Source organism: Burkholderia sp. BCC1998, from assembly GCF_905339875.1.
GTDB lineage: Bacteria > Pseudomonadota > Gammaproteobacteria > Burkholderiales > Burkholderiaceae > Burkholderia.
Window position 1 is genome coordinate 228,780 of record NZ_CAJPHE010000002.1, and the last position, 15,506, is coordinate 244,285.

Below are 15,506 nucleotides of genomic sequence, written 5' to 3' on the forward strand. Positions count from 1 at the left end.
TGGCGGCATCGGGTTGATTGCGTTCGTAGCGCGGGTCTTCCCGCGCTGCCGCAACCGGCCCGGCGACTACGTAATGCGCGGCTTTTTCACGCGCGCCCGTTCGGCACAATGGATCATTGCGCGTGGCCCGCCTGCCGCTGTGCCGGCACGTCACGCATGCCGCGGGAGAACGGACATGGTGTTGATGGCTGTGGGCGGGGGCGGACCGGTGAACGTGCCGCAGCCGCAGGATGACAACGATCCGGCACCGACGAACGGGGCCGGCAGCACCCCGCCGGCGCAGACGCCGGAACAGCAGGCCCTCGCGGCCGCCCAGGCCGAGACGCAGCGCCTGCTGCAGCTCGCGCAGGCCGAAATGGCGACACTCAAGCGCCTGCACGACCAGGGCGCGTCGCAGGCCGATCTCGACAACCAGGTGAAGAAGGCCGAAGCGGCATGGGGCTCGGTGCAGGCGGCCGTCGAGAACCAGATGCGCGTCGCGGCCGACGGCGGCGGCGACACGAACAAGGCGATCGCGGGCGTGGCCTCGGATCTGCGCAATGCGACGCCGAACGATCCGGTGCTCGGCTCGGTGCTCGACGATGCGCAAAAGGCGGTGTCGGCCGAATCGGCGCCCGAGCGGGCGACCAACGTGAAGGCGTTCCAGTTCGCGCTGGCGATGCAGAAGGACCAGGCCGCGAACGCCGACGTGAAGCAGTACGACGCGCTGCCGGGCGGAGTCCGGCGCGCCGATCCCGACACCGGCGTGCAACTTCGCCAGGCGGCCGGCACGGCCGACACGAATGCCAACAACGCGTACACGGCCCTCACCACCGCGTTGCGCCACGAGTACAGCACGTCGGCCGCGACGCTGCGCCTGAACGACGCGAAGGCCGACTACGCGGCGTGGCAGAAGGAGCCGGGCGGATTGCGCCGTGCCGACGAGGCCGACGTCACGCAGGCGCTGGCGCAGGCGCAGAGCCAGTACGACAAGGTCGTGACGGGCGGCGACGACACCGCACTAACCTACGTGACGGCCGACGAGCAGAAGCAGGTCGTCGCGTCGGTGAAGCAGAATCACGACGGCATGTGGTACACCGGCCTCGTCGACGCGCTGGGCGAGGAAAGCCAGCTCAAGCGCACGATCGCGACGATCAACCCTGACGATCCGTCGCTGTCGTCGCAGATGAAGCAGCTCGCGCAATCCGATCCGGTCACGTTCGCGCTGTTGCAGGACACCGGTGTGACCGTCGATCCGAACGATCCGAAGCTGTCGCCGCAGGAGAAGGCGCTCGCGCAGCAGAATCCGCTCGCGGAAGCGTTCGTCAAGCTGACGGGCATTCCGGTGAGCACCGACGGCAAGAGCGACGCGGACGCGAAGGCGCTGAACGCGAAGATCGACCAGGCGGGCGGCGTGTTCGCGTACGCGATGGCGCAGGCGCAGGCGGACAAGAACAATCCCGGTTACCAGAAGATCCAGACGCTGCTTGCGGCGGCGCCCGAGGTGCGGCTGCAGTACACGAAGCAGCAGGTCGCGCAGTTGATGCAGGGCCCGGGCAGCAATCCCGGCGCGGCACTCGAGGTGCTGAAGACCAACATGGACGCGTCGTTCTCGCTCGACGAGCGCCAGACGCTGTGGACCCAGGCCGGCCAGCCGCATTTCGACGCGAAGTTCATCCATTCGCAGATCGATCCGCTGATGCAGAAGCCCGATGCGGATGCAACGGATCAGGCGAGCATGCGTGCGCGTTACGACGACACGATGAACGCCGACAAGGCCGGCAAGTGGATGCAGGACATCCTGAACAATGCGCCGCCCGAGTTCGCGGGCGTCGTGCTCGACACCGTCGAGCACGATTTCGGCAACAAGTGGATGCAGACGAACACGGGCACGCCGCAGCCGTACGGGCAAGGCACCGAGTTCTACAAGGGGCTCAGCAAGGCGGTCGGGCTGGCGGACCAGCAGCCGACCGCGAGCGGCGTGCCCGTGCGGCGCGAGGACGACGTCGCGAATTGGCTGCTTGACGACAAGGGCAACGCGAAGACGCTGATCTACACGCTGCGCGGCAGCAACACCGGCTACGGTTTCGACACGGTGCGCGAGGCGCTGTCGTCGGGTGTCGATCCGGCGCTGTCGAAGGCGCTGCTGTCGAAGATGCAGAACGACGACCGGTTCCAGGCGGGCTTCGCGAACGACTTCAAGCTGCGTTACGACCAGGGCACCAAGAGTGCGCAGAACAAGCAGAACAAGGACGCCGCCAACGCCAGCTACAAGCTGTTCCAGGCCGATCCGGACAAGCAGCTGAACGCGTATTTCGACGACTTCCAGAAGAACTTCGACGACAAGTCCTACACGTTCACCACCGGCTCCGACCAGATGACGAACTTCGTCGGCGCGGGGCTCGGAATCCAGCCGGACGATCCGGCCGCGATGCCGACCGACCGCAACGACGTGCCGTCGATGGCGATGCTCGAGCAGTTGATCGTCGGCAACGGGCAGTTGCAGAACGGTGTGGCGGTCAACAGTCGGTCGCTGTACGCGAGGAATTCGGCGGCGACGCAGATGATCCAGACCGTCGTCGACCAGATCCGCAAGGTCGGCGGCGACCACGCGGTCGTGTCGCTGGTGCCGATCTACTACGTGTCGAAGGGGACCGGTACCGCGCCGAGCGCATTGTTCAAGGTACAGGTCGCGAACCATCCGGACCAGATCAAGCTGATCGACGATCGTGGCTGGAAGTACGACACCGTCGACGACTACCAGCACAACAACGCGCTGTCGGACGACGGCAAGCTGTACGTGCCGAAGAGCCTGACGAACGGCGCGGCGTCCGGCGGTTACGCGCAATACGAATCGATCGACGCACACAAGACGGAGTGGTACCAGCACGTCGAACACTATCTCGAGATCGGCACGGGCATTCTCGCCGCGGCCGGCGGTGTCGTGCTGGTCGCGAGCGGCATCGGTGCGCCGGTCGGCGGCCTGATGCTCGGCGCCGCGTGGACCGCAGTCGGCGCCGGGATGGCGGTCGGCGTGCCGGCCGCGATCGGCGACCTGAACAATCTGAGCGAGCACGGGCAGTCGATCGGCTTCGGCAATGCGCAGGCGCGCGGCGACTGGATCAGCCTGATCGGCAGCGGCGCGGGCATCGCGGGCGGCGGGCTCGGCGTCGCGGCGAAGTCGCTCGCGGAGGCGTCGTCGCTGCTGCGCACGACGGGCCAGGTCTCGGACATGGTCACGCTGGCATCGCGCGGCGAGGGCGTGACGGCCGACGTGGCCGGTCTCGGCCGTTTCGCGCAGGAAGCCGATGCGTTCCAGTCGGTCGCGCAGACGACGGGCCGCACGGCCGGCGTGCTCAACGTCACGGGCGGCGCGATCGGCGGCTATCAGATGGTCGACCAGGGCGTGTCGCTCGTGAAGAACTGGGACGCGATGTCCGACTCCGATCGCGCACAGCAGTTGCTGAACCTCGGGATCGGCGTCGCGCAGATGGGCCTCGGCTCGCATACGCTGATGGAACGGCCGATTCGGGCGATCACGAAGACGCCGGCCCCGCCGGCGACGCAGCGGCCGATCGCGATCGACGTGGCGAACGCGATGTTCGCCAACGGGCTGGCGAACCAGCGCCTCGCGGTCGGCGAGATCGGCAACCCGTGGCAGCACGCCGAGGAACAGGCGGCCAGCTTCGGCGAGCCCGCCGGCGACGGCGAGCCGGTGTCGCCGGCGGAAGGCGGCCTGCGGTCGCGCTTCACCGCGTGGCTGCGCGCGCGCCGCACTCAGGGCACGCCGGACGACGGCGACGCGATCCTGCTGCGGCTCGCGCCCGATGCCGAAGGGATCGACGGCGAAGCGACGCCGGCCGTTGCCGCCGCGATCGCGGGCGATGATGCGACGCCGGCCGGGGCCGGCACGCCGGCCACGGCGGGACGCCCCGCGTCGTGGCCCATTCCCGCGCATGTGGCGGCCGATCCGGACGCGCTGGCCGGCGTGGTCGGGTCGATTCTCGACAGCGGCAACCGCCTCGAGGACGTCGAATACTACGTGTACGCGCTGGAGGACGGCGAAGGAAACGTGCGCAAGCCGGACGAAGACGGACTCCCGTCGACCGAACGCGGCAACCTGGGAGACGACATCCGGGCGGCGAACGCGGACGCGCGGCGCGCGGCGGCCGGGGACGATCCGGTGAAGCTCGCGGCCGCCGCCTCCAGCGAGGACGGTACGATCGGCGTCACGCGTTACGCGTCGTTCCACGACGCGATGATGGTCGCCCGCGGCGGCGTGGCGGCGCGCCGCTACCAGGTCGCGCTGGTCGACCACGGTGCGCTCGCCGCGGACGGTACGGTGCCGCCCGAAGCGGTGGTCGCCCGGGTCGGGCTCAACGACGCCGGCGACGCGCTGATGCTGTCGATGAACGACGCGTACGATCGCACGCTGCGCGTGATGTACCCGCGCGGGTTCGATCCCGCCAAGCCGCTGATCCGCAGCGAGGACGGCCGGCGTGTCGACGTGATCAACGCGCCGCCCGGCATGGACGAAACGCAATGGGGCGCGTATCCGCGCCGCGAAGCCGACCTCGCGATCTATTCGAACCATCCGGACCAGCCCGAGAACCGGCTGCCGGCGGGCGAGCGGCCATTGATGCCGGTGCCGCCCGGCTACTTCGCGGTGTACGCGCATGCGTGGTCCGACGCGTTCGCGAGCGCGACCGGCAAGCCGATGAGCGCCGAAGACCTGGCCGAGCTGGTGCGCCAGAGCGGCTGGGACGGCAAATCGCCGGTGATCCTCTATGCATGCGGCGCGGGTACGCGGGTAAGCCCGCTCGCGCAACTGCTCGCGAACGTGCTGGGGGTGGACGTGTACGGCGCAAGCGGCTTCGTCGCGTGGCGTTCGCCGCGCTATCGCAGCGACGGCAGCCCGGACTCCGGCTATACGACCGGCATCGTGGTGGAGCCCGGCGCCCCCAGTCTCGCGGGGAAGCCGGACCATTCGGTGCAGCATGCGCCGCGCACCTACCGCTTCTCGCCGGCGCTGGCGGTCATCGACCAGGGCGCGCACGCGGTCGACTGGAGCACCGTGGCGCCGCGCCCGGTGTCGAATCGCTGGGGCGCCAGCGGCGCGTCGGGCGACGCGCGCGTGCCGCTCGGCGTCTACGTCTGGCGCGTGCTGACGAATCGCGGCGGCGCGGTCATCAATCCGCGCAGCCGCCGCCCGGCGAGCGCGCTCGAGATGACCCACGCGCTCGAGGAACTGGCGTGGAAAGGCTATACGCCGGGCACGCCGATCGCGCTGGAGGGGCCGCACAGCGGCGCCGATCCCGAATTGCTGCAGGAATTCGCGGACCTGATCCAGGCGCCGGTGTTCGGCCGGCTCGGCGACGACGACGCGGCCGGCTGGCGGCGCGCGATCCCCGATCCGGGCCGCCGGCTCGCGCGCTTCCAGATCGAACCCGACGTGAACGGCAAGTTCTCGCCGGGCCGCGCGCAGCCGGTTCGCGTCAATCCGCTGGAATTGCGGCCGGTGCCGGGCTCGAATGTCGTGAACCTGCTGGGCCACGCGACCGCGCGGCAGTTCCTGAAGGTGTCGGGCTTCGACATCGCCGAATCGCATGGTACGAAGCCGCGCGACGTGAGTTGGGACAGCGCGATCGCCATCACGAAAGACGGCAACACGATGTCGCCCAGGGAATTCGCGCGCAGCCTGCTCGAGGATCCGGCCTACACGGAAGGCAACGGCGTGCTGCTGACCGGCTGCTATCTCGGCTCCGGCGGCTACCCGTTCGCGCAGGAGCTCGCGTATGAACTTCAGGTGCCCGTGATCGCGTCGATCGCGTCCAATTCGATACGAGGCACCGGTGCGCTGGAACTGCACCCGAACAGCGACGACATCGTCGTGCCGGCACACGATCCGGATGTGTCGACGCGGCTCTACCTGCATATCCCGGAGGCGCCCGACGCGAACGAACCGCCGCTGGTGTTCGCCCGGCGCGGCGAACCCGTGCAAGGCGCGGTGGCGCACGGGTACGACGGCGCGCCGGTCGAACCGGTGCGCCCGATCGACGCACAGATCGATCCGGACGCCGACAGCGGGCGGCGCGGCAACACCGGCACGCCGGGCGACGCCGCGCGGCCGGGCGCGACGGCACACGGGCCGGCCCAGCCGCAGCCCCGCGCGCATCCGCGTCTCGCGCCGGAGCCGGACGCGGGCGAGCCGCCCGTCGACGAGCCGGTTCCTGTCGTCGACGTGGTGCCGGGGCAGATCTTCACGGCGGACGAGTGGGCCGCGCGCACCGAGCAGGCCGCCGAGGCCGACGCCGACGACGGCCTGTCGGGGATTCCGCAGAAGACGTACCGGAACAACAGCCGCGTCTATACGGACCGCACGATCGCCAACGACGGCGTGATGACGACGACGATTCGCGGCGAGTCGGTACTGCAACCGGGCTTCGACGACGTGACCGGCGTCGACGCGACGCAGCACCCCGAATTCCTGCGTCCGGCCGACACGCTTTTGATGCCGGCCGGCGACCCGCTGCATCCGGTCGGCGCGCGCGGGCTGATGTCGCCGCCGGGCCATCACGTCGTGTTCGGACACGGCATGTCGGCCGATGCGATGCTCGGCCCGGACGGCCGGCCGGTGACGCCGGACGAGGTGGCCGAGCGTGTCGCGCCGCAGCTCGAGGCGGGGCAGGACGTGACGCTGTATTCCTGTTTCGGCGGGTCGGACAAGCACGATCCGTTGCGCGTCGCGCCGGGCCAGGTGCGGGCCGCGAGCGGGACGTTCGCGGCCGCGCTCGCGCAGCGGCTGTCCGAACTCACCGGGCGGCCGACGTCGGTCTGGGCGCCGCAGGACATCCTGCTCGTCAAGCCGGACGGCTCGGCCACCGTGCGCGTGACGCGCCGGACCGGCGAGGTCGACACCGATCGCCTGCCGATGCAGCGCTTCGTCGGCGATCCCGCGCGGGCGGGCCGCCCGACACTGCCCGCCGGACCGGACGCGGAACCGGCGCCGAGCGCCGCGCATACGGCGCCGCCGCCACGAGTCGAGCGGCCGGCGCGTCCGACGGTGCCGCGCGTGCCCGATCCGACGTTCGCCGATCCCGGCTACGACTTCACGCCGATTCCGGACGGCACGTTCGAATCGGTCACGCTCGATCATCCGTTCCGCAGCGCGCTGGCCGACCGGCCGGGCGTGATCGGCGATGCCGCGCGCGTGACGCAGGCCGGCGGCACCGTGAGCCAGCACTGGCCGAGCTATTTCCTCGACGGCCCCGAGCCGACCCGCGTGATCGACGACGTGATGCAGGCGTTCGACGCGGCCGGCCTGACGAACCTGCGCGTCGAATTCGTGACGGCCGACGGCAGCATCGTGCTGGGCAGCGGCACCGACTTCGGCGCGCTCGATCCCGAGGCGGGCTGGTTCCGGTTCAGCGGCACGGTGCCGGATGCGACGGCGTCGGCAGCGCACGCGACGGGCCGCACGGCCGCCGACGCGCGGCGCGCGTTGCCGGACGGCGTGAGGACGGTCGCGCACGACGATTTCGGGCAGGCGCTCGATGCGGCGCAAGCCGGGCCGCGCAATCACGCGTACGTGCCGGCCGATGCGCTGCCGGCCGACACCGCGTTCGCGCAGGGCGACCTGACGCCGGCGGAACGCGTCGCGGCCAGCGCCACCGCGCACCTGGCCGCGGTCGAGGCCGCCGCACCGGCCGACGTCGCGCTGCTGTCGACACTCGGCCACGATCCGGCGAGTGCGCTGCGCATCACCACGCCCGACGGCGGCTCGCTGTTCAAGCCGGCCGGCGTCGACATGTACGTCGTGCGCACCCGCGATGCGGCGACGGGCGACGTGTCGTACCGGCTCGTCGGCGTCGATCGTTCCGGCTTGCCGGAAGGCTATGCGGCCGTGCATGCCGGCGGAACGCGCGCGCTCGGCGCGGTCGACGGCAACCCGACCTGGCCGAGGTTCGGCCACGCGGGGCCGGCCGGCCGTCTGGCGAGCCCGTCCGGCGACCCGGCAAGCAACCCGTCCGCTGCAGTGACCCCGGCTACCGTTTCCGGTCATTCAGCCGCCCCGGCCGCGCCGCAGGGTGCCGCGGCGGTCGAGGCGGAACATCAGGCGCGCGCCGCCGACTGGCTCGACACCCTGGGCCGCCGCACGCTCACGCGTGTCGACGGCCGGCATGCGCCCACGCTGGACGGACTCGCCCGGCAGCTCGGCCCCAACGCGCATGTGCTGGTCACCGCGCATCACACGCCGCCCGACGGCGCCGCGGCCTATACGCCGCCGGCCTTCGTCGCGGTGCTCGAGACCGACGCGAACGGCGCGCTCGGTCCGGTGCGGATGCTGAACGGCAAGCGCGTGCCGCCCGCGCTCACCAAGGCGCTGGAAAATGCCAACAGCGGCGGCCGACGCGCACGCGGCAAGTTCGATTTCCATGTGTCGCCGGTCGCGCACGACGAACTGGTGGCGTTCGGCGGCCCGTCGAAGATCGAGACGCCGGACGGCAAGACTTCGTGGGACGTGACGGGCTCGGGCCATGCGATCGAGACGACGCTCGCCGGCGACGTGTCGAAGCTGCAGGACGCGCCGGTCTTCAAGCGGCCGCGCCAGGCCGTGCGTGCGGTCTCCGGCGCACAGCGCTGGATTCACGTGGTCGACGACGAGACGGGCAAGGTGCTCGGCCATGCGGAGCGCAACACAAACCACGAGTGGAAATATTTCGAAAAGGCGTCGGTCGGCGATACGGAGATTCCCGAGCAGGATCTGCGCACGGTGTTCCGGCGCCGCCGCCGCGGCGGCATTCCGGTCGGCCGGTCGCCGCGCCGCGGGATCCGCTTCGTCGTCAGCGACGTGGCGCCGGCCACCGTCGACCGCATCGGCGGGTTCCGGCCGGCGAAGGCGGCCCCGGCCGTCGAGAAGAAACCGATCCGCTCGGCCGGCGACCTGTTCCAGTCGATCGTGCCGGTGCGCCGGCCGCTATCGCGCGCGGAGCAGGGCGACGACGCGAACGCCGCGCCGCTGGCGCCGGTCGATCCGCATCTGTTGCCGTCGGACAAGTCCGCGCTCAACGCGGTCGACTTCAGCGGCAACAGCGTGTCGCACCTGCTGACCGCGATCCGCAACGGCGCGCTGGACGGCGGCCGCCATGTGATCTACGTGTTCAGGACCGACGGCGCGGTGGCCGAGGCGCTCGGCGATCCGCTCGGCGTGATCGCCGAGCGCGATGGCGAGATGCGCTGGTTCGACAAGATCCCGCAGGTCAGCAACAAGAACCATCCGGGCGTGCCGCTCGACGCCATGCCGATCGGCAACGATCGCTTCGGCACGGACGTGCATTTCCTGCTCACGCAACTGTCGCCGCGCGATTTCCTGAACAGCGCGCGGCCGACGCGCGTCGCCGCGCTCGAAGCGCGCGCGAAGGCGCTGCACGATCAATGGAAGGCGGCGGAAGCGCGCGGCCTGCACTCGGCGCCGTTCCGCGCGCTCGCGGCCCGCACGCGGCACGGCTACAACGAGGTGCTCGCGGACTTGCGGCGCCTGAGGAGCAAGGGCACCGCGCCCGAGCCGCTGTCGATCGAGCCGTACCAGCCGGGGCTGTCGTCGGCGACCTCCGTCGAGTTCAGTCTGCGCCACGGCGCGGCGAAGCCCGAGCAGTATTTCGCGACGCACCAGCAGATCGAGGCATACAACAAGCAGGCGCAGCGGCCCGGCGACGTGAACCTCGTGCTGAAGGGCGAGCCGCAGGCCGTGATGGTCGACGTCGGCATGTGGCGCACGCTGCTCAACAAGCTGTACGTCGCGCGCGACGTGTCGACGTCCGCATCGCGGTTCCTGCCGGTGCCGGGCAAGCTGCGCGCGCGGACGCGCAACCTGGGCGCGGCGACCGTCGCCGACAAGCGGATCCGGCAGATCTTCACGCGCTCGAGCGAAGCGTTGCAGGATCGCATGGTGCCGATGGCGCGCTCGTTCTCGCTGAGCGACGATCCGGCGTTGATGGGTGCGCTGGTCGAACGGTATGGCGGCGTGATGCCGGTCGCCACGCTCGTGATCGATCCGCATTCGCTCGCGGCGGTGCTCGGCAAGGCGCACGATCCGGATTTCCTGCGCGCGGTACGCGCGCTCGGCGACCAGAAGCACGCGGTGTTCGACGGCGAGAACGGGATGATCCATCCGGCGCCGGGCTCCGACGGGAAGGCGCTCGCGCTCGACGATCTCGCGCATCTGCATCGCTGGCTCGACGAGGCCGCACGCACCGGTTTCGCGATCCGGCTCGAGACGGCGCCGTCGCGCGCGCTCGTGTCCGGCGCCGACTACCGGTTCCAGTCGGGCACCAACGACACGTATCACGATTACGTGCGTGTGATGACCGCCCTCGAACGCTGGTCGAACGCGCATCCCGACACGAAGGCGCCGAACGTGATGGTCACGTTCCACGGCTGGGACGCGGTGCCGGAATCGGTGCCGGGCGGCGGACACGAGAAGCTGCTGCGCGCGGTGCTCGAGCGCAAGGGGCTCGAATGGGTGCACATGGGGCTGTCGTACGGCACCCACGGCGCCGACTTCATCGGCAACCAGGATCTCACCGGCGCGCTCGCGAAGCTGATCGTGGAGAACCGCAACCGGCCCGAGATCATCGACCGCCTGCATGGCGCCGATGCGCTCACGCGCGTGTTCGAGCGGGTCGACCAGCAGACGCTGGCGAACCAGCATCAGCTGCTGTTCGCGGAAGTCGAGCGGCTCGGCGCCGCGGACGGCATGACGCCCGCGGACATCGCCGCGCTGCGCCAGAAGCTCTACGAAGGCAACACGACCGTCTGGCTGAACCAGGCGCGCAAGGCGACGATCGAGCATGCGATGCCGCTGTGGGATGCCGACGGCAACCCGCCGCGCACCGGGACGGACGAGGGCGCACGCAGGTTCGGCGGCCGCTGGCTGGCCGACTACGGCGCCGGCGTGCCCGACCGCGTGACCACCGGCAAGCGGCCGGCCGCCGCCGACCCGCTCGACCACTGGCGCGCGGTCGTGCACGATCCGGCGCTGATCAACGACGGCACCAAGCCGATCGGCACGAGCCGCCGGGAAGCGGCGCAGCTCGCGAAGGTCGACATTCCCGACGCGAAGCGCGCGCAGGCGGAACTGCATGCGTTGCGGGTGCACGACGAACCGATCGGCGAGAACACGCCGCCGCCGTCGTCCAGGCGGATCGCCGGCGACATCGCGGCGGCCACCGTGACCGGCGGCGCCGGCGCGGGCGTGCTCGTCGCGGTCGGCCGGGAGTCGGTGCGCACCGCGACGAACTCGCTGTATGCGGGCCTGCGGGTCGGGCGCGTGTTCCAGGCGCTGCATCACGGCGCGGTCGCCAGCCTGAAGAACGGCGATCCGCGCGTGTTCGATCGCGTCGTCGACCGGCTCGTGCGCGGGCTGCAGGCACAACTGAAGGCGAACGGCTTCGACGTGGACGCACGCGGCGCGCAGCTGGAGCAGATCGCGCACGAAGGCAAGGCGATGGCCGCCCAGCTGCGCGCGCTGAACGACGACGGGATGCTGTCGTTCGACGATACCGTCGCGCATACGAAGGCGATCGCCGCCGACATGCTCGCGCAGATGCAGGGCGTGGTCGGCGGGACGTCGCTGAAGCTGCTGCATCACGGCAGCCCGCGCCATTCGGTCGGCCGCGTCGGTCGCGTGCTGGCGCTCGGCGGCTACGGCGGTTCGATCACGATGAATGCGTTCAGGGCGATCACGCACGGCGACCTGCTGGCCGGCGGACAGGCGATCGGCGGCGCGTTCAGCGCCGTCTACACCGGCATCGTTTACAAGGGCAGCCTGCGCGGCGTGAATGCCGAGAACCGCAGCCAGCTGGCGCGGATCGCGAGCGCGACCGGCGACTACCTGACCTCGGCGGTCGGCATCGCAACCGGCGTGCATACCGCGCTGACGGTGGATCCGGTGACCGGCACGCTGACCGCGATGTCCGGCGCGCTGCTCGGCGCCGGGCGGCTGCATTCGCATTTCCCGAACGCGACGCCGTGGATGGAGCGCTTGCCGACCGGCATCGCGCTGGCGCCCGTGGCGATCTTCGGGATCATGCAGGGGATCAGCCTGTACACGTCGGCAACCGCGTCGGACGATCAACACAAGGCGCCGGGTTCGTCGCCGAAACCGTCGGGTTCGAGTGCCGGGGCGCCGACGCCGGGTGCGTCGTTTGCGCCGTCGCCCGGCACGACGAGCGCACCGGTGCAGCCGAATGCGTCGGCAACGCCGTCGGGATCGGCGACGGCATCGGCGTCGGCGAGCGCGCAGCCGTCGGGTACGTCATCGCAACCGGCGCAGCCTTCGACGGGTGCACCGAGCCCCGCGCCCACGCCGCTGACGGTGACCGTGGCGGCCGGCGATTCGTTGTGGACGATCGCGCAAAGTCACGAAGGATCGTTGCTTGCCGCGGCACACGTGCCGGCCGACCAGCAGCAGCGGATGTCGGACGGTCAGCGGATCAATGTCGCGCTCAACGAGATCCTGCAACTGAACCCGAACCTGGCGAGCAAGCCGGGCGAGATTGATCCGGGGCAGCTGGTCGTGGTCGGGTGACGAGGGCGGCGCGCGGAACGTGTGCGGGGCGGAAGCAAGCGACACGTCGCGCGTGACGACGACCGACGGGCGGCCGCGCCACGACGCGCATGCATGCGTCGTCGTCGCCGGCCCGTGCGTCAGCGCAGCATTGCCTCCGCGCCGACATCGTCGGACCGCGGCAGCACGGTCAGGCCGTCGCGCAGCGCATACGCGATCACTTCGGCGACGTTGTGCAGCGCCAGTTTCGACATCAGGTTCTGTCGATGCTTGCGTACCGTGAGCACGCTGAGATTCAGCCTGATGGCGATGTCCTTGCTCGAGTGCCCGTTGGCGATCAGCACGAGGATTTCCTTCTCCCGGGCCGTCACCGGCGGCACGGCGGCGGCGCCGGTGTGCTCGAGGACATGGGCGAGCGAATCGCTGACGTAGCGGATGCCCGACAGCACCAGCGCGACGGCACGCAGCAGCTCGTCGCCGTCTTCGTGCTTGAGCATGTAGCCGTCGACGCCGATCGCCACGGCCGCCCGGACCGTGGCCGGGTTCTGATTGCCCGTGACGACCAGGATCCTGGTCTGCGGCGATTGCGTCTTGACTTGCTTCGCCAGTTCGATGCCGGGGAAGCCGGGTAGATCGAGATCGAGCAGCAGCAAATCGGCCTGCGTATCGCACACCAGCCGACCGACCATCCGGCCGTCGCCGGTCTCCCCCACGACGGTCCAGTTCGCTCGCGTCTTCAGCAGCAACTTCAGCCCGTCGCGAATGATGGCGTGATCTTCGGCAAGCACGATTTTTTTCATTTTTCTTTCGCCTTCTCCCGGGGCACCCGGAAGCTCGTTCCTTTGCGACAATACGATGCAACCCCGTTGCGACGTGTCACGCGGCGGGCGAGATCGACGCCCGCCCCGTTCAACGCCGGACCCGCTACGCGATTTTGAAATGGCAAACAGGATAGCGCAAGAATACCGTGCCGACGTGCAGCTGGAACTGGTCAATACGCTGTACCGACAGTCTCCGCCGATCCTGTTCGGCAACATCGCCGTCGTCAGCCTGACTACCTTTCTGTTGTGGCACGAGGTGTCGCGGCATGCGCTGCTCGCGTGGGCCGCGGCGATCTGCGTGCTGACCGCGATCCGTACCGTCATGGTCTGGCGGGATCGCCGCGCGGGCGAACATCCTGCCGGGACGGCCACGCGCCGCGCGCGGAAATACATGGTGTTCGCGGGCGTGTCCGGCTGCCTGTGGGGCGCCATGGGCGTGCTGTTCTTTTCGCCGGACAACACGATCGTGACCGCGCTAATCTGCATCGTGCTGGCCGGCATGACCGGCGGCTCGGTGGCGTCGCTCTCGTCGTGGTGGCCGACCTACGTGGCTTATGCGTTGCCGACGGTGCTGCCGTTCGCGATCCGCTCGTTCGCGTACGGCAGCGCGCTGTTTTCGGTGCTGGGCTTCCTGTCGCTGTTCCTGCTCGCGGTCAATCTCGCCTTCAGCCGGACGCTGCAGCGTACCGTGCGCGATGCCGTGTCGCTGCGCTTCGAGAACGTCGACCTGATCCGGCAACTGACGCAGGAGAAGGAGCGGGCCGAACTCGCCAATCGAAGCAAATCGCAATTCCTGGCCGCCGCCAGCCATGACCTGCGTCAGCCGACGCATGCGCTCGGCCTCTACATCGCGACGCTGCGGGCGATGGCGCGCGCGCCGAGCGTCGACGGAACCGCTCTCGACGACATCGCCGAACGGCTCCGCACCGCGTTGAAAGGCATGTCGCAATTGCTGAACGTGTTGCTGGACATTTCCCGGCTCGACGCGGGCGTGATCGATGTCGAGCCGCGCCGCTTCGCGCTGCAGCAGGCGCTCGACGCGCTGGACAGCCAGTTTCGTCAGGCCGCGCTGGCCAAGGGGGTGACGCTCAGGATCCGGCCGACCGCGATCTGGCTGGAAACCGATGCGGTGCTGCTGCACACGATCCTGTCGAACCTGCTGTCGAATGCCGTGCGCTATACGCAGCGCGGCGGCATCCTGCTGGCCTGCCGGCGTCGCGGCACCGACGTCGAGATCCAGGTCTTCGATACCGGCATCGGCATCGCGGGCGATCAACTGCCGCATATCTTTCGGGAGTTCTACCAGATCGGCAACGCGGCGCGGGACCGCGAGCAGGGGCTGGGCCTCGGGCTCGCCATCGTGCAGCGCACGGCGGCGCTGATCAATGCGAGCGTGCAGGTGCGTTCGACCGCGGGCCGCGGCTCGCTGTTCTCGCTGCGGCTGGCCATGGCCGACCATGCTCCGTCGCGCGCCACCGGCGCGCACCCGCCGGGCGAGCGTGCGGACACAGGGCGCGGACAGGCGCGCAAGACCATCCTCGTCGTCGACGACGATCGCGACGTGCTGGCCGGCATGCAGACGCTGCTTCAGACCTGGGGGCACACCGTGATCGCCGCGCCATCGCTGGAGCGTGCGATCGAGCTTGCCGCGCCGCGGCGCGCCGAACTGGACATGATCGTGACGGACTTCAGGCTGGCGGGGCACGTGACCGGCGCCGATGTCGTCCACCGGGTGTTCCGCGTCATCGAACGCGAGATTCCGGCCATCATCATTACCGGCGATACGTCGCCCGAGGGCATCCATGCCGCTTCGTCGAGCGGCTTCAGCGTGATGCACAAGCCGCTCGACCCGCAGGAAATGCAGACCTTGATCGACGCGTCGGCGTGACGGCGCTGCGATGTCGTCGCACCGCGCCCGCTCGGCACCCGCACGCGAATGCGACGCGTTCGCGACGGCAGCCGGCGCGGCCGGCGCAGCGGCGACGGCACTACTGCATCTGCGGTATTTCCCAAACGAAACGGGTGCAGTACCTTCGCACCTGCTGGCAATCGTAAAAAACAGTCGCGCGGGGTAGCGAAGAAGGCAGGACAGCCGGGGAGACCAACCCACGGTTCGGGCCGCACGTCCGATCGAATCG

The 15,506-nt window shown here is 70.0% G+C and carries 3 protein-coding genes; 2 read left to right on the forward strand and 1 reads right to left on the reverse strand.

The window, feature by feature from the left end:
• The first annotated feature begins 175 nt into the window (after nt 1–175).
• Entirely contained in the window at nt 176–12,568 is a 12,393-nt protein-coding gene (locus U5A56_RS04360; protein WP_321921033.1) for an LWXIA domain-containing protein, read from the forward strand.
• A gap of 119 nt (nt 12,569–12,687) precedes the next feature.
• On the opposite strand, the gene U5A56_RS04365 is transcribed toward U5A56_RS04360, so the two are convergent.
• The gene (locus U5A56_RS04365; RefSeq protein ID WP_321921034.1) at nt 12,688–13,398 is read right to left on the reverse strand and encodes a response regulator transcription factor; all 711 of its coding nucleotides are present in this window, start codon (nt 13,396–13,398) and stop codon (nt 12,688–12,690) included.
• Between the two features lie 88 nt (nt 13,399–13,486).
• Between U5A56_RS04365 and U5A56_RS04370 the strand changes: the two genes are divergently transcribed.
• The gene (locus U5A56_RS04370) at nt 13,487–15,256 is read left to right on the forward strand and encodes a hybrid sensor histidine kinase/response regulator (RefSeq protein ID WP_321921035.1); all 1,770 of its coding nucleotides are present in this window, start codon (nt 13,487–13,489) and stop codon (nt 15,254–15,256) included.
• Nucleotides 15,257–15,506 lie beyond the last annotated feature (250 nt).

Excerpts from the sequence above, each read along its gene's own strand:
- U5A56_RS04360 (WP_321921033.1), top strand. The coding sequence starts at position 176 with ATGGTGTTGATGGCTGTGGGCGGGGGCGGACCGGTGAACGTGCCGCAG.
- U5A56_RS04370 (WP_321921035.1), top strand. The coding sequence starts at position 13,487 with ATGGCAAACAGGATAGCGCAAGAATACCGTGCCGACGTGCAGCTGGAA.